The organism is Candidatus Manganitrophaceae bacterium (assembly GCA_016200325.1).
GTDB lineage: Bacteria > Nitrospirota > Nitrospiria > SBBL01 > Manganitrophaceae > Manganitrophus.
In genome coordinates, this window is sequence record JACQEZ010000009.1 from 67,782 (window position 1) to 90,569 (window position 22,788).

General features: G+C 53.1%; 22 protein-coding genes. 5 read left to right on the forward strand and 17 right to left on the reverse strand.

Annotated elements, in window-relative coordinates:
- Positions 1-2: 2 nt before the first annotated feature.
- From HY282_07265 to HY282_07285, 5 genes are all read right to left on the reverse strand, one after another.
- On the reverse strand, positions 3-353 hold the full coding sequence (locus HY282_07265; GenBank protein ID MBI3803547.1) for a P-II family nitrogen regulator: 351 nt from the start codon (positions 351-353) through the stop codon (positions 3-5).
- Positions 340-3,522 carry an efflux RND transporter permease subunit gene (locus HY282_07270; GenBank protein ID MBI3803548.1) on the reverse strand — a complete coding sequence of 1,061 codons (3,183 nt, stop codon included), beginning with the start codon at positions 3,520-3,522 and terminating at the stop codon, positions 340-342. Before HY282_07270 ends, HY282_07265 begins: the two co-directional genes overlap by 14 nt.
- 1 nt (position 3,523) lies before the next feature.
- Positions 3,524-4,747 carry an efflux RND transporter periplasmic adaptor subunit gene (locus HY282_07275; protein ID MBI3803549.1) on the reverse strand — a complete coding sequence of 408 codons (1,224 nt, stop codon included), beginning with the start codon at positions 4,745-4,747 and terminating at the stop codon, positions 3,524-3,526.
- Positions 4,744-5,997 carry a TolC family protein gene (locus tag HY282_07280; protein MBI3803550.1) on the reverse strand — a complete coding sequence of 418 codons (1,254 nt, stop codon included), beginning with the start codon at positions 5,995-5,997 and terminating at the stop codon, positions 4,744-4,746. Before HY282_07280 ends, HY282_07275 begins: the two co-directional genes overlap by 4 nt.
- Before the next feature lie 487 nt (positions 5,998-6,484).
- Positions 6,485-6,811, reverse strand: a complete 327-nt coding sequence (locus HY282_07285; protein ID MBI3803551.1) for a YnfA family protein — start codon at positions 6,809-6,811, stop codon at positions 6,485-6,487.
- 16 nt (positions 6,812-6,827) lie between these two features.
- Between HY282_07285 and HY282_07290 the strand changes: the two genes are divergently transcribed.
- Genes HY282_07290 through HY282_07310 form a run of 5 tightly spaced genes read left to right on the forward strand, consistent with a single transcriptional unit; the run spans position 6,828 to position 9,410 of the window.
- Positions 6,828-7,388, forward strand: a complete 561-nt coding sequence (locus tag HY282_07290; protein ID MBI3803552.1) for a MerR family DNA-binding protein — start codon at positions 6,828-6,830, stop codon at positions 7,386-7,388.
- Positions 7,389-7,404: 16 nt separating this feature from the next.
- Complete coding sequence (locus HY282_07295) at positions 7,405-7,806, forward strand: VOC family protein (protein ID MBI3803553.1); 402 nt, start codon at positions 7,405-7,407, stop codon at positions 7,804-7,806.
- 49 nt (positions 7,807-7,855) lie between these two features.
- Complete coding sequence (locus HY282_07300) at positions 7,856-8,269, forward strand: arsenate reductase ArsC (protein MBI3803554.1); 414 nt, start codon at positions 7,856-7,858, stop codon at positions 8,267-8,269.
- Positions 8,266-8,934 (forward strand): MIP family channel protein, encoded by a 669-nt coding sequence (locus tag HY282_07305; GenBank protein ID MBI3803555.1) that lies wholly within the window; start codon positions 8,266-8,268, stop codon positions 8,932-8,934. The genes HY282_07300 and HY282_07305 overlap by 4 nt, the downstream gene beginning before the upstream one ends.
- Positions 8,931-9,410: an arsenate reductase ArsC gene (locus HY282_07310; GenBank protein MBI3803556.1), complete on the forward strand. Its 480-nt coding sequence runs from the start codon at positions 8,931-8,933 to the stop codon at positions 9,408-9,410. The genes HY282_07305 and HY282_07310 overlap by 4 nt, the downstream gene beginning before the upstream one ends.
- A gap of 95 nt (positions 9,411-9,505) precedes the next feature.
- On the opposite strand, the gene HY282_07315 is transcribed toward HY282_07310, so the two are convergent.
- The 12 genes from HY282_07315 to HY282_07370 all read right to left on the reverse strand — a co-directional run bounded on the left by HY282_07315 (position 9,506) and on the right by HY282_07370 (position 22,735).
- Positions 9,506-13,336: a hypothetical protein gene (locus tag HY282_07315; protein ID MBI3803557.1), complete on the reverse strand. Its 3,831-nt coding sequence runs from the start codon at positions 13,334-13,336 to the stop codon at positions 9,506-9,508.
- A gap of 86 nt (positions 13,337-13,422) precedes the next feature.
- Positions 13,423-14,226, reverse strand: a complete 804-nt coding sequence (locus tag HY282_07320; GenBank protein ID MBI3803558.1) for a PRTRC system ThiF family protein — start codon at positions 14,224-14,226, stop codon at positions 13,423-13,425.
- Positions 14,226-14,858 (reverse strand): PRTRC system protein A, encoded by a 633-nt coding sequence (locus HY282_07325; GenBank protein MBI3803559.1) that lies wholly within the window; start codon positions 14,856-14,858, stop codon positions 14,226-14,228. Before HY282_07325 ends, HY282_07320 begins: the two co-directional genes overlap by 1 nt.
- On the reverse strand, positions 14,797-15,564 hold the full coding sequence (locus HY282_07330; GenBank protein MBI3803560.1) for a PRTRC system protein B: 768 nt from the start codon (positions 15,562-15,564) through the stop codon (positions 14,797-14,799). Before HY282_07330 ends, HY282_07325 begins: the two co-directional genes overlap by 62 nt.
- Complete coding sequence (locus HY282_07335; GenBank protein MBI3803561.1) at positions 15,557-16,498, reverse strand: hypothetical protein; 942 nt, start codon at positions 16,496-16,498, stop codon at positions 15,557-15,559. The genes HY282_07330 and HY282_07335 overlap by 8 nt, the downstream gene beginning before the upstream one ends.
- A 44-nt stretch (positions 16,499-16,542) precedes the next feature.
- Positions 16,543-16,929 carry a PRTRC system protein C gene (locus tag HY282_07340; GenBank protein ID MBI3803562.1) on the reverse strand — a complete coding sequence of 129 codons (387 nt, stop codon included), beginning with the start codon at positions 16,927-16,929 and terminating at the stop codon, positions 16,543-16,545.
- Between the two features lie 24 nt (positions 16,930-16,953).
- On the reverse strand, positions 16,954-17,481 hold the full coding sequence (locus tag HY282_07345; GenBank protein ID MBI3803563.1) for a hypothetical protein: 528 nt from the start codon (positions 17,479-17,481) through the stop codon (positions 16,954-16,956).
- Between the two features lie 41 nt (positions 17,482-17,522).
- Positions 17,523-20,114 carry a ParB/RepB/Spo0J family partition protein gene (locus HY282_07350; GenBank protein ID MBI3803564.1) on the reverse strand — a complete coding sequence of 864 codons (2,592 nt, stop codon included), beginning with the start codon at positions 20,112-20,114 and terminating at the stop codon, positions 17,523-17,525.
- Between the two features lie 51 nt (positions 20,115-20,165).
- A complete protein-coding gene (locus HY282_07355) occupies positions 20,166-20,975 on the reverse strand; it encodes a hypothetical protein (GenBank protein MBI3803565.1) in 810 nt (269 codons plus the stop codon).
- Positions 20,939-22,114, reverse strand: a complete 1,176-nt coding sequence (locus HY282_07360; protein ID MBI3803566.1) for a hypothetical protein — start codon at positions 22,112-22,114, stop codon at positions 20,939-20,941. The genes HY282_07355 and HY282_07360 overlap by 37 nt, the downstream gene beginning before the upstream one ends.
- A 95-nt stretch (positions 22,115-22,209) precedes the next feature.
- On the reverse strand, positions 22,210-22,434 hold the full coding sequence (locus HY282_07365; GenBank protein MBI3803567.1) for a hypothetical protein: 225 nt from the start codon (positions 22,432-22,434) through the stop codon (positions 22,210-22,212).
- A 13-nt stretch (positions 22,435-22,447) separates the two neighbouring features.
- Entirely contained in the window at positions 22,448-22,735 is a 288-nt protein-coding gene (locus tag HY282_07370) for a hypothetical protein (protein ID MBI3803568.1), read from the reverse strand.
- Between the last annotated feature and the right edge of the window lie 53 nt (positions 22,736-22,788).

A 22,788-nucleotide genomic window follows, 5' to 3' on the forward strand; every position in this document is an offset into this window, starting at 1 on the left:
CTCTATTTTTCCGGCTCCATTGCGGCGTTGCCCTTTTCTCCGGTCTTGATCCGGACGATCGCCTCCACCGGGGTGACGAAGACCAGTCCGTCCCCCTGACGGCCGGTGTGAGCCGCCTGCGCAATGATCGCCGCCGCTTTCTTCGCCTGTCCGTCGGCGCAGACGAGTTCCAGCTTGATGACATCCATGTATTTCTGCGCCAGCTCGAGAGAGTATTTGTACGCCTCCTCGTGAAGTCCTGATGTGATCCCGCGGACATCAATTAGGGTCATGTCGGTAAAACCCTCCCGCTCCAATGCCTCGATCACCTGATTGACCCGCTGATGCTTAATGTATGCTTTAACTTCTTTCATGGCTCACCTCCTCACGACTACCGGACTTCAGAGCGATTCCATCTTCCCTTCTTCCGTTTTCTCCCTCTTTTCCTTGACGACGCTCTTCAAACCAGGAGTAGAGGGAGGGAAGAACCAAAAGGGTTAAAAGAGTGGAAGAGATCAAACCTCCGATCACCACTGTCGCAAGCGGCTTCTGAATTTCGGAGCCGGGGCCTGTGGCGAAGAGCATCGGGATCAGCCCCAAAATTGCCACGGTGGCGGTCATCAGCACCGGCCGCAGCCGCCGTTCGCATCCTTGGAGGACCGCCTCCCGAACCGGAACTCCCTCTTCGACAAGCTGATTCATATATGTGACCAGAACCACCCCGTTTAACACCGCGACTCCCAAAAGAGAGATAAATCCGACCGAGGCGGGCACCGAAAGATAAAGTCCGGAGAAAAATAACCCCAAGATCCCCCCAATGAGGGCGAGCGGCAGGTTCACGACGATCAATCCCGCGTAGCGGAAGGAGTTGAACGTCATATAAAGAAGAAAGAAGATCAGTCCGATCGTAAGGGGAACGATGATCGAAAGCCGCTTCGTCGCCCGCTGCTGGTTCTCGAAGGCTCCCCCCCAGGTGATGTAATACCCTTCCGGCAGCTTCACCTGTGTCCGAATGTTCTGCTGCGCCTCGGCAACGAGGCTTCCAATATCCCGGCCCTCCACATTCAACTCCACGACGATCCGCCGTTTGCTGTTCTCCCGAGTGATCTGCACCGGGCCTTCCGTCAGGGAGAGTTTGGCCAGTTCGGAAAGAGGAATGCGCGCCCCGCTCGGGCTGCTGATCAGGATATTGCTCATTGCCTCCAGGCTGTTTCTCTTTTCCTCGGGAAGCCGCAGAATCAAGTCAAAACGCCGCTCTCCCTCAAAAATTTCGGTCGCTTCCTTCCCTCCGATAGCGGTCTCAATGATTTCCTGAACATCGGCGACATTGATCCCATAGCGCGCGATCTTCCGCCGGTCGGCCTCAATCGTAATGTATGGCTGGCCCGCCGTCTGTTCGACTCGCAGATCGGTGACCCCTTTTACTTTCGAGACCACCCGCGCGATCTCCTCGGCTTTTGTCTTCAGCAGATCCAAGTCATCGCCGAAGAGCTTGATGGCGATCTGCGATTTGACCCCGGAGATCAATTCATCGACCCGCAGCGCAATCGGCTGTGTGATATTGTAGGCGACTCCGGGAATCTTTTCGAGCTCTACCCGAATTTTCTCGATCAATTCCTCTTTCGTTTTGGCGCTCTTCCATTCCTTCTTGGGTTTGAGAACCACAATCGGATCGCTGACATTCGGCCCCATCGGGTCGGTGGCGATCTCGGCCGAGCCGATTTTCGAAACAACCGTTTCCACCTCCGGAAAACTCAGCAACGCCTGTTGGACCTTTTTCTCCATTTCGATCGATTCGGGCAAAGAAATGCTTGGAAGCCGGATCACCTGGGTGGTCAGCGAACCTTCATCCAAAGCGGGGATAAATTCGGTCCCCAGGAAAGGTACGAGGGCGAGGCTGCCGACCAGAAAAAGGAGGGCGGTCAAGACAACCCAGGCGCGATGTCCTAACGACCAGGTCAAGAGCGGCACGTAGACTTTTTTTGCCCAATGGACGAGCAGGCTCTCCTTTTCTTCTCCCCCCTTCTGGAATAATAAACAAAGAACCGGCACGACCGACATGGAGAGAAAAAGAGACGAGATGAGCGCGATGACGACTGTGAATGCGAGCGGCGCAAACATCTTCCCTTCCATCCCTTGAAGGGCCATGATCGGGATGAAGGTGATCGCGATGATCAGCTCTCCGAAGAGGCTCGGTTTTCGGACCTCCAGAATCGCCCGCAGGACGGTATGCAACTTATTCTTCTCCGCGTCCGGACGGTCCGAAAGATGACTCTGGACATTTTCGACTTGAATGATGGCGGCGTCGACCACCATCCCGAGCGAGATCGCCAGCCCCCCCAACGACATCAGGTTGGCGGTGAGTCCCGTCTTCCACATGACAATAAATGTGGAAAGGACCGCAAGCGGAAGGGTGAGCGCCACAACCAAGGCCCCTCTGAAGTTCCGCAAAAAAAGATAAAGGACAATGACGACCAGAACCGCCCCTTCTTCTAAGGCCCGCGTAACGGTCTCCAGACTTTTCTCAACGAGCTCGGTCCGATCGTAGAACGGTTTGATGGTCACCCCGCCGGGGAGCGTCTTGTTGCGGTTGATTTCCTCGACCTTCCGCGTTACACCGGCGACAACCTCTTTCCCGCTCCCGCCCCGGATCATCATCACGATCCCGGCGACCGCTTCTCCCTTGCCGTCCTTTACAAGAGCGCCCTGACGTACCCCTACGCCAATCCTCACCTCGGCGACGTCTCTGATGAAGACCGGCGTTCCCTTGTCGGCTTTGACCACGATGTCGCGGATATCCTGGAGGTCTTTGATCATCCCGACCCCTCGGATCAGATAGCGCTCCGAGGAATGCTCCAGGATGTTTCCACCCGCGTTGGTGTTGTTTCGGGAGACGCTCTCGAAAACCTCCCGCAGGGTCAGATCATATTTCTTGAGCCGGTCCGGATCGATCAGGACCTGATACTGCTTTACATGTCCGCCGAATGCGTTGACGTCGGTGACGCCAGGGACGGTCTTGAGGATCGGACGGACGATCCAGTCCTCGATCGTCCGGAGGTCCATCAAGTCTTCCTCCTGATCGGAAGGGCGAGCCGCTCCGGAAGGCCTTTCCAAAGTATATTGATAGACCTCGCCCAAACCGGTCGAGATTGGACCCATCGCCGGCTCCGCGCCGGCCGGAAGTTTTTCCTTCGCCTGGATGAGACGCTCTAAAATGAGCTGCCGGGCGAAATAGATATCGACATCATCTTCAAAAACCACGGTGACCATGGAAAGCCCGAATTTGGAGAGGGAGCGGAGTTCGACCAACTTTGGAAGTCCAGTCATCTGGACCTCAATAGGATAAGTGATGAACTGCTCCACCTCCACCGGGGAGCGGCCCGGGGCCTCGGTAATGACCTGAACCTGGATATTGGTCACGTCCGGGAAGGCGTCGATCGGGATTGAGTGAAAAGCATAGAGACCGAAGCCAACCAGAAGGAAAGTGGCAATGAGGATGAGCATTTTCTGCCGTAAGGCAAATTCAATAACTCGATCGATCATGCTACTCCTCCTGCATCTGATCTTTGAGAGATTCCGATTTCAGAACGAAAGCCCCTTGGATGACGACCCGCTCACCCGGCTGAAGACCGGAGAGAACTGGATAATAGCCCTGCGCTTCGGCGCCGAGGGAGACCGGACGCTTCTCGAAGCGCCTTTCTTTCTCCGTCCCTTCTTTTTCGACAAAGACAATTGACTGCTCACCCTCCCGCTGGACCGCCGATTCGGGAAGGGCTAGGCTCCGTTCCGCTTCTTCTGTCTGGATGCGGAAGGTCGCGAACATCTGCGGCTTCAGCTTTCCCTTCGCATTTTCCACTTCGACCCTCACTTTGAGGGTCCGGGAGGCGGGATCGATCGTATCGGAGAGATAGGCGACCTTCCCCTTGAAACGCTCTTCCGGATAGGAGGCAACCGAGACCTCCGCGACAGCCCCTTTTTGGATCCGGACCAAGTCTTTCTCCGCAACATCGGCAATCCCCCAGAGGAGCGAAAGGTCGGCCACGGTAAAGAGGGACTTGGCCGGCTCGACCACCTCTCCGGCCGTCACATTCCGTTCGATCACCGTTCCGGCCAGGGGGGAGAGAATAGATGCCTGAGAGCGGATCGATTTATTTCGCGTAAGCTCTGCCATCTCCTGCTCGGTGACACCGAGTAAACGAAGCCGGTCCTCGGCGGCCTGCGCTTCGGCCTGGGCCGAGAGGTGTTCTCCCTCGCGGCGTTGAAGCTCGCCGGCGCCGATGACTTTTGCTTCAATGAGTGTTTTAGCCCGCTCATATCCCTTCTCGGCCACCAGCAGCTTCGCCGTGGCCATCAGATAGGCTGACTGAGCCTGCCCGAGCTCCGGGCTGTCGATGACAGCGAGTCGAGCCCCCTTTTCGACGCGATCACCCAGCCCCGCCGTCACTTCCAGCACGCGCCCCGGAATGCGGGATCCCACATGCGCCAGCCGGTTCTCATTAACCTGGATAGATCCGGAAACCCGGAAATCCCTCTTCAAGGGACGGAGCGTGATCTCCTCTATCCGGATGTTCGCTCTGGTCATGGTCTCCGCGGCGATGGCGACCTCGCCGTGCCCGGATGTTTTTTCTTCGGGATGCTCTTCTTTCTTCTGAACGGCTTTAACCTCCGTCTTGGAGGCTTTCTCCTCGGATCCCGCCGGACTCCTGGCGCAGGAAAGATAAAGCATCGATAGAATAATTAAAGTAACTCCGATGGATACTGTTCTCATTGCGGCAATCCTCCTGTCGCCCGTTCCAGCCGGGCGAGCGCTGTATCCAGTTCGAATTGGGCCTCATAGTATTCACTCAGCGTGGCTCGCTGAACCCGTTGCGCATCGAGCAGATCGAGTAGGCCCGACTCCCCCTGTTGGTAGCTGAATTGGGCGATCCGTAACGCTTCGTCGGCCTGTTTGAGGAGCCCTTCTTCAAAGACCGTGAGTTGTTCAAGGGCGATCTGATAGTTCTGATATTCCTGCGTGACTAGCCGGGTAAGCTCCGTGCGGGCGCGGTCCAGTTCGGCGTTTGCCCTTGCTTCTCCCGCCCGTGCGACCGCGATTTCCCCTTGCCGCTGGTAGAAAAGAGGGAAAACCAAAGAGAGGCCGAGCGAATAAGATCGCTTGTCGATCTCTTCACTGAAACCGCCTCTTACCACCAGATCAGGAATCAGAGACTGTCGCTCACGGGAGAGCGTATAGCCCGCCGCCTCCATCGCTTTCTTCTGACGGAGGATCAGCGGATGCCGGACCATTGCGTCTTCGAGAAGGGAAGTGAGATTGTAATGTTTTCGCGCTCCGGAGAGGTCGCCGACGATGTCCTCACCAGGGCTCAATGCTCCTCCTAAAAGGGAGTTGAGCGCCCCTTTGGAGAGGACGATTCGGTTTTCAGCGCGGCGGAGATCCTTTGTCACCCGCGCGAGTTCCACCTGCGCTTTGATTAGCTCTAGAGCTGGGGCCTCTCCCGAATCGACTCGCGCCCGTGCAGCCGAGATGAGCGATTGGGCCGCCTCGCTGTTTTTTCTTGAGACGTCTAGAATTTGCTTCGAGAGCAAAAGATTAAAAAAAGCCTCCTTGACTTGGGAACGCAACTCCAGCCTAAAGTCGTCCGATTCCTGACGGGCGACACCGACCTCCGCCTCCGCCGCTTTTCTACGGTAAATTCGCTTGCCGGGCCACTCCAACGGCTGACCGATTCCGAAACCATATTCCCCTTCATACCCGGCGCCGGGACTTCCCAAAGGCTTCCCTCTTCCGAGGCTCACACTAAGTTCCGGATTGGGATAGGCCCGGGCGGCGGCCATGCTTCCCTGCGCGGCATCCAGATTGGCCCGGAAAATTTCTATCGAAGGGTTTTTCTCTTCTGCAAGGGCTAAAACTTCTTCGAGGGTATAGCGCTTTCCTTGCTGCTCCGCTCCCCAAGTCAAAACTGGAGCGAAAATGAACAAGGTGAATACAAATACGCCCAAATGGCGATATGTAGACAAGTAGACCTCCGGCATTAGAATCGAATTTTGATTAAACTATTGATTCAGAAGGAGAGTTACAGAAGGACGATCGGAGGTCTAAGGATGCCAGCGGAAGCCGGCTCTTTGATTGATTCTTTTAGGAGTGATGCGTGAGATTGATGTCGGGTAAAGGTTTTGACGCTGACATGGTTTGCTGGCTGAAAAGCAAAATGACAAAGACAGTGACAGTCCCGCGCGCCCAAATCGGAGGACGAAGGCGGCGCAGAATCGGTTGAGAGCGAAGAAGAGAACTGTGAATTAGATGTCTGCCAGTCTGTATAAGCGCAGACATCATACACCGTCCCGAGCGAAAAGGCGACCAGGAGAAAAGCTGCAAGCATGATATATGTTTTTTTTCTTTGCATGTTATCCCTGTCCTAACAAAGAATATATATCATATCGTTCGCTGAATGACAACCACCCAAAAAAAGTTGTCCTATTCAACCCAATCTTTGGTCCAAAATTCTCAGCGAGCGCCTAAAATAATAACAGCCATCCCAACCAGACAAATTGTGACTCCGGCCAGATCCCATGCGGTCGGTCGGACACCATCAACGAGCCACAACCAGAAAATGGCAACCGTAATGTAGACCCCCCCGTATGCCGCATAGACCCGGCCTGCGGCCGAGGGATGTAATGAGAGCAACCATGCGAAGAGCGCCAAACTGGCGGCTGCCGGAATAAGCAGCAAAGGAGATGCCCCTCTCTTAAGCCAGAGGTATGGCAGATAGCAGCCAACGATCTCCGCAACTGCGGTAACAATGAAGAGCCCAAGAGCCTTAAGAAGAAACATAAGTGTAATTTATCTGATGTCTCTAGCGGATTATATTTCTAGGAGGATCTGCCAATCTACAATATTTCAGAGAGATTTACAATTGCTCATAACTGAAAGGGCTTCCCTAGCTTTTATAAAATACTTCTTGACTCCGTACATATGTACGGAGTGTATTATAGGATCTATGGAACAATTCACCATCGGAAAGTTAGCCCAATTCTCAGGCGTCGGCGTCGAGACTGTTCGCTTTTATGAGCGAAAAGGATTGATCAAGCGACCGTCGGCTAAGGAAGGCTTCAGAAAATACTCTGAAGAAGATGCGAAGCGAATCCGCTTCATTAAGCGGGCGCAAGACCTTGGATTTACGTTGAAAGAAATCAAAACTCTTTTTGAGTTGAATTCGAATCCCCGCGCCACGTGTTCCGATGTGAGAATTCGGGCAGAAGGCAAATTGAAGGAAATCGAAGAGAAGCTCCAAGATCTTAGGCGAATGAAGAAATCAATCAAAGCGCTTTCCGAGGCCTGCGGTGACGGCAAGGAGGCTCTGGCGCGTTGTCAGATTTTGAACTGCTTCGAACCCGGCTGGAAATGTTAATAAAAGGAGGGAGCCCATGCGTATCCATTTATCGATGAACGTCACGAACGTCGCCGAATCAGTCGCCTTTTATGAGAAGGTCTTTGGAGCAAAGCCCCAAAAGCGGACGTCAAGCTATGCGAAGTTCGATTTGAACGATCCGCCGCTGAATTTTGCCATGCAGTCGGGGGAGGGAGAGACCAGTCGGGTTTCTCATTTTGGAATAGAGGTCAATTCACCCGATGAAGTGATGAAATGGCAGAAGGATCTTACCGAGAAAGGGTTGGTGAGGCTCGTGGAGAGCGACACTAAATGCTGTTTCGCCCGTCAGGACAAGGTCTGGTTTACCGATCCCGATGGAAATGAATGGGAGGTCTTTTATGTCAGAGAGCAGCTTCCGGTTACCGAAAAGATGGAGCAAACAGTCTGCTGCGGCTGAGTCATAAGGCATCTCGGCCGTTGTCATACTTTGAGTAACGTGAGGAGCGATGAAACAGGTTCTTTTTCTCTGCACCGGTAATTCGTGCCGAAGCCAGATGGCGGAAGCGCTTTTAAATCATTTAGGAAAGCACCGGTATCAGGCGCTGAGCGCGGGGGCAAAACCGACGGGGATTGTCCATCCGTTGACGATTCGTACCCTTCATGAAGCGGGCCTTCCCACAGAAGATCTGCGTTCGAAATCTTGGGATGAATTTAAAAATCAGCCGATCGACATCGTGATTACCGTCTGTGAGAGCGCAAAAGAAAGCTGTCCAATATGGCCCGGTCCGATCAATATTCATTGGAGTCTCGAAGATCCGGCCGAGGCCAAAGGAAGCGATGAAGAGAAAATGAGAGTTTTTCGGAGAGTCTTTTCCGCGGTCCAACAACGTGTTCAATCTTTTCTCGCCGACGTCAAATGAAACAACTGAACCATCGTTGCTACCTTGCTGAAGCGATCGGTACATTCTGTCTTGTCTTTGCGGGTACTGGCGCTGTCATCGTGAATCAAGTGACAGAGGGCCAAGTGACCGGATTGGGGATCGGTCTGGTCTTCGGCCTCATCGTTCTCGCCATGATATATGCCGTCGGTCCTATTTCAGGCGCCCACCTAAATCCCGCAGTAACTTTAGCATTCTTCTCCATAGGGAGACATCCAGCACGAGAAATCGCTCCTTATTTGATGGCTCAGTTACTGGGCGCAGTCGTCGCCAGTTTTGTGCTGAGTTTTGTCTTCTCGGGCCATCCAACAAACCTGGGAGCGACGTTGCCGGCCGGATCGTGGGGGCAGAGTTTCACACTTGAATTTGTGCTGACGTTTATGCTGATGTTCGTGATCATGGGGGTCGCCCATGACGACCGGGCCGAAGGGTTGATGGCCGGGGTAGCGATCGGCGCCACGATCGCCTTGGAGGCGATCTTCGGAGGGCCGATTTCCGGGGCCTCGATGAATCCTGCGCGATCGTTTGCGCCGGCGGTTATCTCGGGCAGTTTTCAATACCATTGGATATATTGGATTGCTCCCATTTTCGGAAGCATTGCCGGCGCTCAAGTTTATTGCCTTATTCGGAAAGAGGACAACAAATGAAAAAAGAAAATATCCTCATTCTATGCACGGGAACCGCCGCGCGCAGTCAGATGGCGGAGGCGTATTTTAAGAAATTTATCGGAGAGAGAGTTAATATTTTGAGCGCCGGACTCGAACCGCAAGAGGTTCATCCGCTGGCAAAAGCAGTTATGAAAGAAGATGGGATTAATATCGATGATCAACGATCGAAAGGGGTGGAGCAGTTTCTCGGGAAACTCGCATTCCGTCACGTTATTATCGTCTGCGAAAAAGCAGAGAAGAATTGTCCCAGAATCTTTCCAGGAGCGATGAACCGATTGTTCTGGCCCTTTGAAGATCCAAGGGTTTATAAGGGATCTGATAATGAGAAATTAGAGAAATTTCGTGAAATAAGAGATCAGATCAAAGCCCGCATTCAAGAGTTCGTGCAAGGGCAAATTTATTATCATAAAGCAGGCAACGCTTGTCTTTTATATAGATATTCAGAAATCGGATAAAATGTTTCCTGAAAAAGGCAAAAAAAAAGGCCAACCCCCAAGGGGTCCCTCTTTGGGAGGGACCCCTTCATTAAAATTCAACATCAGATGTTGAATCACACTTCTCCAGATTCCAAAATCGAATAATAACTCGAGACTTTCATGTTTTCCACTGCCTTCTCGTGAATTTCTTCATCGATCATATTGATGAGCTCTTCTAAAGAAATTTCCGTTTTCCCTTCGACCTTATCGACGTACCACCGCATCGCCTCGTCAACAGATGTTTCGCAAAATTGGACCACCGTTTTTGAATTAAATGCCGGTTCGCTATCAATATAGTGAAGGGTTTCCTCGTCTGAAAATATCTCAGGGAAGGATCGCTGATGGATCTGCTGGAAAAGAAAGCTGTTCAGCATCAAAGCCTTCCCTGCTTGGATATCCGGGAAACCGCCAAGTAACTCGGCCGCGACCACATCGAATACCTTCACCTGCTCCTTCAGCCGTGACAGATGCCGGAGAACAGGCGCCTCGGAAGATTTTTTCTGAAGACCTTCCATCCATCGATCAATCTCGCCAAGATGTTGAGGGTAAAGCGGCCGAAGGCGACCGGCCATTTGAATCCTCTCTTCCGCATTGTTCATCCCCTCAGCCATAAATCCATATTGAGCATTGAAAATATTAAACCCTTTGAGTATCGCCTTCGTCGTGACGACGAGCACCCGGCCCATCTTCTCCCCTAATCGATCAAATCCTTCGAGAATCCTATAACGCTCCTCTTTTTTAATCGTTCCGTTTATCGCGAACTCCGCCTCCGTCGCGGCGATTACGCTACTTTGCGAAAATCGATAGTGACAGGCAATTAAAAGTGGGACCTCATGACGCCGAGCCAACTGCGCCATGCCCTTTGAGAAATTCTCAAAACTAGACGCCCGAGCGATCACTCGCCGAATGCGATCTCCATCTCCGGGTTCGATCTGGAGCGTTATTTTCTTACCCGAAAAGAGCGCGGAAAGACGACTGAGCACCTGATCTGAAAACCGAAGCACTAATGGGAAATTGAGCGCCTCCGAGCCTTGAAAAATGAGCCCAAATTCGATGAGAGTTTGAGCCGAATCGATAAGGGCGGAGCCAATATCGTTAAGAAGGCGCCATAGTTCTGCTCGCTCGTATTCGGCGCGGCATCCGATCGCTCCTTGAATCATATCGTGAACCGATTGGAGAAAAGCGGGGTAGCGGACGAGGATCGACGGCCGGAAATGAATAAGACCGTCCTCGTCGGGTTTAAGTCCACCCAGGTCTTTCGCGAAGTTTCGGAGCAGCTGATCGCTTTTCTCAATTCGCGTCGTGAACCCTAACGCATCGCCGAGAGTTTCGATGATCGTCGTCCGTTTCTTTTCAATTTCCTCCCGAAGCCGATCTCGCTCGCGCGGTGTTATCTCCTGTGCGGGACGTTCGAGCAATTCGGCCAGCTCGAAGAATTTTATCGGGGTAAAGTATTGCGCTAAATCGTCAAAAAGTCGGGGCCCAAGAATTCCTTCGCCTGACTGCTTTTCAAGGATTGCAAGAAGCTTTTTTCGTTCGGAAGGCTCGATGGCCAGATACGGAAAATGGTCGGTCTTATCGGTAATGCTGAATCCTTGATGAACTTTTCTGGTGACCTCCTCTTGTTTGTGGACCACAGCAAGACCTCGAACGGCGCCATAAGCGACTGCAAATTCCAACCTCAGTTTGGAAAACTCGTTCTCAATATCCGATTTTAGAAGCCACCATCCGGTCTGGTTAGCCCTTGCCTTGCGCACCAGGTTGGCGAACATCACTAAATTTAGAAACTGCCTGATTTTCTCCAGTACCTCAAGCATCGTGACGCTCTCTATTAGGTTCGCCTTCAATTGCTTCGCATTGATTTGAAAATGGACGTCGGTTTCGGCGTTGAGCGCCCGGTCGTAGGTAATCGCGGAGGTCATTTCTTTCACAAGCAAGAGACATGGAATCAAACAGGAAAGCCTTCGCGATCCGGGATGATGAATCGATTGTTTGAGCCCGGTGATGCCAGGGACCGGGTCCACCGCTGGCTGCGTGAATTGTAGATATCCGACACCGAGATGATTGAGGACATCTAGTAGCCCCACTTCAGTAGATTCCTCAACATCGATGGAGATCTTAAACAGACCCATATAATAAACCGCGTAATAGAACAACGCTAACACTGCTCCGGCGCAATCCGAGTAGTAGAGCGCCCGGAGCCGACGCTGTGATTCACTCGGTTTGTTCTCTCCATTTTTGTCCTCTTTCCCCTCGTCGAGAACGTTTCCGAAGAGTAGGACGCCGGTTCGGGAGCCTCCGTGTTTTAGGAGGGTAAGAAGCTGATCTAACGAAACGGGTCGGTCCGCCGTCGCCTCTCCCTGGAATTGTCGGAGGGACCGATCCATCCTCTCTGCGATTGCCGGATAACTATGCAGGAAGGAGGAGATATTGACGGCGTTCGTGTTAAGAAGATAAATAAAATCGCCTGTGTCGTTGTTTGTGGGCGTGGCAGAGAGCCGATAGTCCACCCAGAGCGCATGCCGCTTTTTTAGATGCGTATAGAGGAGCTCCATGGCATTGGAAATCCCGCTCTCGGTGTTCTTCAGAAAGCTGGATTCATCGGCCACGATGATAAACTCAAGACCGCGTTTAACGAGAATATCGAGTGGGTGGACAATCTGCCATTTCTCTTTCAAACCGAATTCGTGGCGACTTAAGACGACACAATCCCCTTCTTTGAGGGGCAGCGTGGAAAGATCTTTCATCTGGGTCATGTGGAGCGTGTCCTTTGAGACGCCGATATCGATCATGGACTCGACGACGTTTTGCACAAGGTTCGCTTCAGTGAAATACAGCGTAACCAGTTTGGGACCGGGTTTTCCAGCTCTGATTGCTCGCCGGCCTATGAGGTATGAAAATAGCCTGAGGAAGATCGGAGTGGTGTAGGTTTTGCCGGCGCCGACCTGACTGAAGTTGTTGAGCCGATATAGATCTTTCGGACACCGCCTCTCTTGAAGAAACGCCTCAAATGAGAGATAAGCATAAAAGAGCGCTTTCGTTTGCATCGAAGTAGGGGTTCCGTTCAACCCGGCAAGAAGGGAAGTGAGCAATTCGTTGAATTTTACATACTCGGGACGAAAGAATGAGGAATTGCCCGGAGGGACCAATTTACGTTCTATCGCCTTCACCTTCATTGAAATATAGTTGGATAGCGAGGGCCACGAGGCGATCGAGCAGACATAAATATTTTCACACAACGAAGCCATCCGCTCGAATTGCTGCAAGCTTCTCGTCAATTCCTTGCTCGCTCGCCCATTGTTTCTTGCGACCTCAAATATTTCGACGAGATCGCCTGGAGGGATCGCCTCCTCCTCTGCCAGCCGGCCGACCTCCGAAAGGAGCTCCCCCAGCTGGTTATTATCGATAGTCAGCGTGAATAACAGTTTAAAGAAATTATAATCTCGCTTATACCGGTTGATGATCGGTTCCTTCTTCGTTTCTTTACCATTCTCGACCGCTGCATTTATGCATTCCTTCTCAGAGCGCAGATAGAGACGTTCAAGGTCCCGCAGCTTCCTCATCATCGTTTGGAGCGGTTGTATTTCCTCGTTCAGAGCAGCAATAAAACGCGACCGAAAGGAGTCTTGGTAAGGCAGCAAAAAGAGACCGGCCTCATGCGGCGCCGGCTGAATTGCTTTGAAAATCTTTTTATTTTTGACCGATGGAAAGAGCGCATCCATCTGGGGAGCCGGCGGGATTTCACCGCGAAGCAGTGGGTCAATGATCTGTTCGAAGTGGGGTATCTCATCATAGACAAGTTCCGCCACGTCATCCGGAGAGCGCCGATGCCGTATGACCTTTTCGCGGAATGCCTTGAGGTCAACAACTTTTTTATGAATCGCCTCTCGCTTGCCGTCAATCATGAATTGAACTCCAATTGGACGTTATAAAATGAGAGCCCAGCCTCCGTCGCCGAAAGCTGGGCCCTCACTATCATTTGAGCCTTTCGCTATCTTCTACCTTTCTTTGGTTGCTTTGGGCCGATCCGATATCCAAATCGTTTCCAGATTTCAGGATCGATCGGTAGAACCCGCGTGTTCCGCGGCTGCAGGCTCACATAAGAAACCGAGTAATCGATGTAGCCGCGGCGGAATGCGAACCATAGTAGCTGGCTCGCCTCCAACGCAACAAACTGGTTGATATAGAGATCTTGCTGCTCGATCGCTTCAGCAAGCGAACAAGAGGGCCCCGAATCTTTTTCACGTTTAGGATCCGCGATCTCCGGGTAGAGGTCTAAAACAGTTGGCAGGCGATCTATGGCGTCTTTGCGTTCGGGTTGATTGATCGCCCTGGGGGTTCCCAGAATGACCTGCCCGTTCTGTTGACTGTTTCCGCAATCGAGCCAATAGACCAAATCGCGACCCGCACTCTGAAGGAAGTGACCGATCGTCACGCGGGCTTTCCCGGTGTCGACGGCCGTAATGACAAGGCTCGCTCTGTGATCATGGCTTCCAGGATACCGCCGCGGCTCCGCCATCCATGAGAAGCCGGTACACTGATTAATTCGGGTGACCAGTATCGTCGCCTTTGGATGGCCCACATCTTCTCGATAAAAGAGCTGCCGGCCGACGTTTGCGTCTGTCACATAGTCGGGATCGTACACTGTGACTGAGATCCCGGGATGTCCCAGAGCGAGAAGAGTTTGGTTAAGGTAAACAAGCCTTCCGGCGACGGCGCTGCCGGTTCCTCCACAGCCGACCAGGTCGACTTCCACTGGGGAATGGGTGCTTGCCAGCGGGAAATAGTGGCGCATTAAGACCTCCTTTCTCCTCTTTCAAGAGAAACGTCTTCATCGAAGTAGAAAGAGGCAATACAGAGCCGCAGCTCGCAATCCAAATCGGCGCGATTCATGCCGCGCTGACATTTGCCGAAGACCATTGAGAAGTGAGGATTTCCCTGGTCCGACCGTTCGTCTGTGGATGAGAAAAAGGCTGGGAGCCGGCCGTGGCTATGCAAATCAAGAATCAGATGCCACTCCGGTTCGAGCTGTGGCCATCGATACGAAACGCTTACCGCGCTCTGATCAAGAAATTCCAACTGGTGATACTTCCAGCCGATCGTCGGATGCCAGATGATCCAAGCGGCCGTTTCGCAACCTCGTTCCGCTTCCTCGTTCGCCTGGAAAGCGAATTGATCGAGGTACCTCGTTGGGATCCTTCCGCATCGTAATGCGCCTATCTCCTCAATCAGGCCATACGGAAGGTCCCTCGGACTGTCCCAGAGCTGTTTTCTAAAATGCCCCCAGATCGCGTCGGCCTCGATCCAGAGACCATCCTTCGCCATGAGCAACCTCGCGGTGCCCGGCGCGATCGGCGAGAGCGGTTCATAAATCGGGACAATCATCGTCGGTAATTGCCGTTGTAGAATGTCGTCTTTCTGATTCACCCAGACCGATCCTTTCCAGTAGCCCGCCGACGGTGAAACCCGCCGGCTTTAAGAGCTGATAGGGGAAGCGCTTTCGTTTTCCGGAAATGAGATCCCCCCAAAGCTGTCGCATCGTTCCTTTCTTCAAGACCGCCGTGTCCTCCGCGTTCGTATGGGTGAACGCGCTTTGGTAGAAGGCGGTGGTCCAGCCCGGGATGGCGGCCGGCCAGCAATGATCGGGGATCTGACTCGAGCCGCAGCAGACTTCGTGCTGAGCGTTTACGTTGTAGAAGGGACTCTTAAGAAGCGGGGTCTTCAACTCCGGTCTCCCGTCCCCTCCGGAAACGAAAACCAGAAGAGAATCCGGCCGAGCGACCAGAATCAGGGAGGGCCACTCGACGACTCCGCTTTTGAGGTCCGCCGATTTACCGAAATACATCGGTTTGCGGACCGGAGGACACCAGAAGATCAATGGGCCGTCGATGCCCCACCCATAGGCAAGAAGCGTGGGATCGACCCAACCGAGCCGCCGATTGATCACCGGAAGCATCGTCTGACAGAGCGCTTCTAAGGTTTTTCTCTTTACCGGTTCCCCCGCTTTTAGTTGCGGTATTCCCTTTTCGTCTATAAAAATGTTATGGATCTGCCAGTAGTCGATCGCCGGCGAATCGGGTTGATCCGCCGTGTAGTAGAGCAGAGCGATCTTTGGAATCAGCGGATTAACCATCCTTTTTCTCCTTTTCTTTTTCCGGCGGTCTGTCGAGGCCGCATGCCTTGACGTGCAAATCGTAGATTTCCCCCAACCTTTCGAGAGTAAAAAGAATCTCTTTTAAGTCCTCCGCGCTGGAAAGGCAGTAAGCCGCCGCTGATCGTCCATAATTACAGAACTCGTTCTGCATCATTTCATCGAACGCGTCCATGATCGGATCCGTTGGGGACCAGAGGATCGGCATCAGGTAGTTGGGATCGACGTTCTCGGAATCGAAGTCGCGAAATTCCAATTCATAAGAGACCGGAGCCTTCCAATCGGCGCTTCTCTTTTGCACCTCCTTCGACCACGACCACCATCCATGGAGCCAGGAGTTCTCAGGGGGCGCTTTCGGCGTGCGTGGAAATTCCGCCTTTTTCCCGTTGCGAAGAACGCTCCGGTACCGTTTTGGGATCCCTTCATTCAGCCATTTGATTCTTTCCTGAAGTTCTTTCTCCACCTCCTGACCCTGCTCGTCATTGATCTCTTGTTCCAACCAGTCGAGGACTCGTTCTCTTTCGTCCTCATAGGTGTAGCAAGGCTTCGCCCATGTAAGGGTTCTCAGCGCCGCCAGGACAAAGGCCTCCAAACGGCGATCCTCTTTTCCGATTAGCTCGAGAATATCGCAGAAAACAATTCCCACCTTCGCCGGATAGTCGACGACCAGGCAAACCTGAAGGCGGCCCGATACCGGATGCTGTTCAACGAGCATCTGGTGGCCGTACTTCCCAAAACACCGCTCCGCCCTCTTCTCTAGAATCGCGCTGATCCAGCCGCTTAATTCCTCATGAATGATCTGGGATCCGGTCTTCTTCTCCCAGGGTCCGGGAATTCGCTCACCCGATTTTCCGATTGCGGGAAAAAACCAGAGGCCGATCTGAGCGAGCCTCATGTTGAGGATATCGGTCGCCATGTCCGGCAGCGTGACCAGGTGGCGAGGAAGTCGTGGAAGGGGGATTAGAGCAGGAGGGAGAGCCACTCTTTTCGGACCGAGACTACGGGTCCATTCATTTGCCGGCGCGCTCCGACGCATTGCGTGAGCGCCTCTTGAACCCATACGACACCTCCTTTCTTAAAGTACTCGTCTCCTTGTTTGGCCAGTTGTTGGACGGTAATAAAATCGGGGGGCGATTGCTCGCCCCCCTTGGTTCCCACGGCCCGGGTGAATTTATAAACCTCCTTTTCAGCCCGACGCTCCGGCTCCTCGATGACCGCCTGCGACAATTCAGGATAGGACGCCGCATAGAACTCCTTTACCTGCTCCGGTGTCATCGTGCTGTCGGGATCCTCGAGCTTAATTTGACCATGCATAAAGATCCGCTCAATCGGTTTCACTTCTATCATCTGTTCTCCTCCAAATTGCTGCGGTTATTCGAACAAACTAAATCCCTGTTTCTTGCCCCCTTCGCTTTTTCCCTTTTCAACCTCTGAAACGGTGACGGCGGCGGTCCCATCCGATTCACTTTCGTTTTTGTCATCGAGCTCTTCGGAACCCTCGTCGTCGGGGCTGTCGGTCACCGCGTTTCCCTCTGGGGCGCTGGAGGCCGTTGGATTGCCGCTCTGTTCCTTCTTTGCTGAGGTTTTACCGGATCCGGAAATCGCTTTGTCCACCGCTTTTCGCTTTTCAGACATCGCTCTGTAGAGTCGCCCATCCTCTTCGAAATTTTGCATCAGAATCCCCAGGAACTTTTCATTGAGTTCGTCCGCGGTTGCCTTGATGGCGATCGGCACCCGGGCCTGGTCATAGCGGACCTTTTCGGCGCCCGACAATCCATCCACCGAAGGAAAGACCGGGTGGACGAGGACCATGAGATGATCCAGTTGAATCTTCGAAATGGTGAAGGTTATTTTCCCCTGAAGCGGAATCAGCTCCGCCAACTTGTTAAAATCGATCATGGACTTCTCCTTAATTGAGGTTCAATTCTGCTATCGAGGATCTAGGACACTTCCAGCGTCGTCTCGCGCTGGAGCCAGGCCGGCATCCGGTCCGCCTTAAAACCGGATGAGAGAAGGCCTTTGATGAACTCCTTTTTCGTCAGCGCGGCCAGCTTCGCAAGGGACTTTCCTTTTGCCTGAAGAAATCGATCGAGACCGATCTCTTTCGCCGTATCTTCAATCTCCCCTTTGGTCAGCAACTCCAGATACTCTTTATCGACCGAGAACAGCGCTTCGGCCGAGAGATGAAGGTTGCCGTAGAGTAATTCTTCCTCTAGATGGAGGGTAAGGTGGCTGCAGACCGGCCGTGCGATCTCCCCCGCGATGGAGATCAGCTCCTCTCGCCCGGCTTTATGGATCAGCGGGTAGGCTTTATCGGTGGAATGATCGCTCCACTTCACCGCGTCACTGAACGCTTTCAACTTCGGATTCTCCGACCAGGAGCGGCTCCACCTCGTATCGATCAACCCGAGAATCACAACGCGGACCAGATTTTCCGGAGTTTCCACGAGGTGTCGGGTCAGGTACTCGCGATATCGCCGCCGCTTCATCTCTTTGACCCGTTGCGGAGCGTTTTGAGGAATCAGTTTTTTCGGCCGTGACGGCGCCCCTCCGGTTGATTTTGATTTGCCGGCGCTTCCTTTTGCCCGACCGGTCTTTTTCGCATTCTTCGATTTTACGTCCGACTTTTCTTCTTTTTTATTGGCCTCCCGGAACCGGCTCGCGCAATCGTCATAGCACCCTTTATTTCCGCAGATTTTCTGCTGAAGGAGCCGTCCATTCTTCGAGACGAAGACCACCAAGAACTTGCAAGACGCGCACTCCTTAATCTGCTCTTCTCCGATTTCGGCCCGGTTGTGAAGCACCGCCAATGAACGATCGACGTCGCTCGGAAGGTCTCCCAAACCGATCTGGACCGTTTCGGTTAAGACCGCCCTCGGACCGCTTTCCTCGATGAGCCGGACGAGGTCGTTGGCTTTTTCCTCTTCTTTTTTCCTCCAGCAAGGGGACTGAAGGCATTTTCCAAGCCCCGACGCCACCCGCTCAAACAGATCCGGTTGGCCGGCGCTGTTATGCGGACACTGGCGGCATTCCTCCGTATCGAACGGCGCCCGGGTGAGATCAAGATCGTTGTTCTCGCTCAAATAGTTTGAAAGCTGTCTTGTGTTAAGTTGCTCTGCCTCGACCTTTTCAAGAAGAAGCAGTTGTCGCTCTTGAGGAAGGCAAGCCAGGATTTTGGCGATCCCCACGTTCAGTTTCCCGGATCGGAGCTTTCCACGCACGTGACCATGAAGTGACAAAAGCGAGAGGCGGTCCCGGATGTAGCTTTCGTCATGAAACACCCTTTCCGCGATCTCTTTAATCGAGCGGCTTTTCAGATCTTGCTCGAAATCCTCCGCCTCATCGATCGGGGAGAGGTTCTCTCTCTGTAGGTTCTCAGAGCGACGGATATCGCGAATTTGCTCAGGTGTGAGGTCGGTCTTAATAAACGCGGCAATCGTATCGAGATTCAGCAGCTGGTGGGCTCGAAACCGGCGCTCGCCGTAGACCAGGTGGTAGGTTCCGTCCCCGATCGGGGCGACGGTGATCGGTCCCTGAAGCCCTCTCGCTTTGATATCGGCCGCCAGCCCCGCCAGCCGCTCCGGATCGATGTATTGTCGGGTGTTTTCAACCACCCGAATTGCATCCACCGGAACCAAGACGGCTTGATGAGCGGGACTCAGGGCGAGCGCTGCGCTCGCACTTGAATCGGCCTTCGGGGAGATCTCCAAGGCGCTGAGGACCTCCGCGGGATCCGGCAGGGGTTCCCAGTCCCGGACCCGAACTCCCAAAATGAACTTCGGACCGGTTAACTCCTTTCCGGTTTCTTTAGAATATCGTTGCCACACCGTTCCGGTCGGGGTATCCACCCCGGCCAGTCGATCCCACCGCTCTTGGGTCGGCTCCTTCCAATATGCAATCGCCAAATCTTCGAGCGTTGATTCAGGCGCATTTTCCGGTTCGAGACCGGCCCGCTCCCTCACGCGATTCCAGGAATTCGACGAAAGATCCTCCTCCTTAGAAAGCAGACCCTTCTTTATCCAATGCTCGGTAAGGAGATCGGCAAGGGAGGTTTTGTTGATCGATCGGAGGTCCTGAATGGCCAGGACCGGATCGAAAACCTCTTCCCGGCCGATGTCCTTGTCGTAGACCTCGAGCGTATCGATCCATTTATAGTCATCCCCACTCTCCGGATAAGCGTCCCGATAGAGGGCCTTGAATTCGATTCCGACATCCTCGCAAAGCCTCTTCGCGATCAGATGAATCGGTCCGGTCGAATCGAAATCCCACCCCATCCCTTGTAAAAAGGGGCGAAGTGCCCATGAAAATGAGGCCGACGCCTCCGGATCCTCAGGAACCTGAAAAAGAACATAGAAAGAGGTTTCTTCTGAGACCTCATTCCATTTCGCGGCGAGTTCGCCGATCTGAGCCCGAAGACCTACTTCGATAACCGATCCTTCCTCGATCTGATGGATGAACGGGAGGACCTTCTCCCAGCCGCCATCGATCGGCTCCCGGAAAACCGTTATATGTTTGGAAACACCTGATTTCATTTTATGTCCTCTGTGATTGATGTCTGCATATCGGTCGCTCCAATTCCGTTCTTATTCGGCAGGGCGATCGAAGGCTTTTCCAACGGCCTGTAGCTCGCCCGCGCTTCCTACCCGCGAGTGCTTATGGAAGCGGCTTCCGGATATCCAAGCCTCCGCACGTTGAACCGCAAACGCGGGGGCCGGATTCGTTTGGACGGCCGTTCTGATCACCCTGCTCCTGACCTCCGTCGCCGTGAAACTTCCGTTTTCGACGTGTGAAATAAGATAGTATTGCCCTTCCCTTTTCCTGGACCGGCTCTCCCCGGGCTTCCATACCTTGATCACCGCTTGCGCTCCGTCCCATCCATAAAAGTGGAAACGGTCAGAGTCCCTCTTGCCGTTCCCTTGGATCCCGGCGCCGGCGTTCGTGATGGAGTCGATGAAACGAATGAGTCGAAAAAGATGATGTTTTGTAATTTGAAACGCCGGCAGGTACAACGCGTTGGTAAAGAACCTTCTGATGAGGATCGGACGCGGAAAATCATCCGTCTTCACCGTGATGATCAACTCCCCCAAAGCTCCCCTGACGGGGCTTATCTCAACGGTTAACGTCTGGAGGTCCAGAATCCGCTTTTCAATCTTTTTTCTGTGAGAGGCCGCAGTCTTAGACGTCCGGAGTCGATGGTCATTTTGAGCGAGTAACTTCTCCCGTTTTTCATGCAACGACAACAGGTTCATCGCTTTGATCCATCCCGGTTGACGGGCTTTCACGATGGCGCGCTTGGTCACAAGGAATTTCTCAAGAGAATTCATTTGTTCACCTACTTCTTTTGTTTGAACGCGAATTATCTTTCCTCCGGATAACAAATGGTGACGATCCACCCTTCAGGGTGTCGCTCCGGGATTCCCCAGATTTCGCCTGTTTGATCTTCGTACTTTATGATTCCGGAGATCCCCGCGCGAAAGCTCTTCGCGACTCGATGCACGATTCCAAGGAAGTTCGGGAGTTGTGAAACGCGGTTCGTAGCGACATACCGGGCTTCTCGCGGGGGAAGGGGATCGGTGATATACTTTCCGGGAATCGGGCACCGTTTCAAGCGAAGGAACCTCAACATGAACTCGACGCCCCAGTCCCCGCACTGGCCGCACCAAGCCATCCCCGATACTTCATCACAGGAATCCATGTAAGCTTTCGCCTCTTCGATCGTACTCGGATCTTTTTCATAGGCGTTGGCGCATTCCGGACAGACCGGGTGGTCGCAGCTCGGGCAGGTTATGACGTCCATTCGCGGCATCGCGCGTTCGAATTGAACCGGTTCCCCATGAATGCCGCAGTAAAAACCTTTTACCGCGATCAGCGCCGACACCGCCTGGAATTCCAATTCCGTCGACTTCCCGTAGAGCTTTCGCATCCGCTCATCCACGCTCCCTTCCTGCTTATCTTTCGGCGGGGGGGATCCGGCGCCTCGCCCGCTCTCTCTCGAGAGAATATTCGCCCGTTCTGAGAGTCTTTTGATCTTTCGGGCCACGGCTGCGGGGATTTCGAGCGGATCCTTTGAATCGACAAACCTTCCCTTCTTATTGACGGGCGGATAGTGAATGAGATTGAAGAAAAGGGCGACCTGGGCGTCATTCTCCGTATCGAGATGCTCCCAGAGCAAGGGAAGATAAACACCCTTGGCGTTTTTTGTTTGAGTCGAGGTCAGCCAACCGATCTGTTCATCCGTGTAGGCCTGTCTGAGGTTCTCGTCCTCTTCCCCGGCAGTGTGTTCTTTTAACCAACCGTTAAGATCCTGAACCCCCGCCATCTTTTTCATCTCTTCCCAGGCGCTGGCCGATAAGTGGTCCGGGAGCCACTCAATGAGCGCGTTCCGTATCTCTCCTCCCACCTCGGTTTCCTTCAGGTAGTACTCGCGCTCCCGTTCGATCAGCGCTTCGAAGTCTTTTTCTCGAAGCGCCTCATAAAGCGTTCCGCCCGTCTGGCCAGTCAATTCGTAAATAAACTTTACCTTCTCGCTCATAGAATCGATCTCCATAAAAAGAGGCCCTTTCCGGGTTTCAACGGAAAGGGCCTCTTCGGTTGCCCAATGCGATCAGCGCCTCGTTCTAACCCTGCTTACGCCGGCGCGGCTCTTCTCTTTTTTGTTTTCGATTTTTCGGGGTCAGTCGGCCGAAGCGCTAGGAAGATCTCCACCGATCGAACCGTTTTATACGGCTTCGAATAGCTCATCGCTTTCCGAAGAATCATCCGCGTCGCTTCCTCAAGGGCGGGAAGGGCCTCCTTCGAAATACGGAATTTTGAGGCATGAACGAACTCACGAACTTTCTTTTTTATCAGCATTTCCGACCATCCCTCATTCCGCTGGAAACGTTATCTTTTTCTTTGGAGCTTCATGAGAATCGACGGCGATCTCCAGCGCAGGATCCGCCCCTCGATCCTCTCCCTGTCCGCAGAATGCACAGAAAAAGCGGTTAACGGACTGCGCCTCGCGGATCTCAGCGCTCTGGAGATTTAACCTCGTTCCAACGTAGTTCTCTTTGCAGACCGGATCGCAGGCCCGAAATACGATGATCTCCGAACCGATTACCGGAATAACGACTTCGTGTGTGAAAATCTTTAACATCGGTTTTATCTTTTCCAACAAAAGCTCCTCTCTCCATGACGGCCGAACTTCTCTTTCCAATAAGCAAAGGA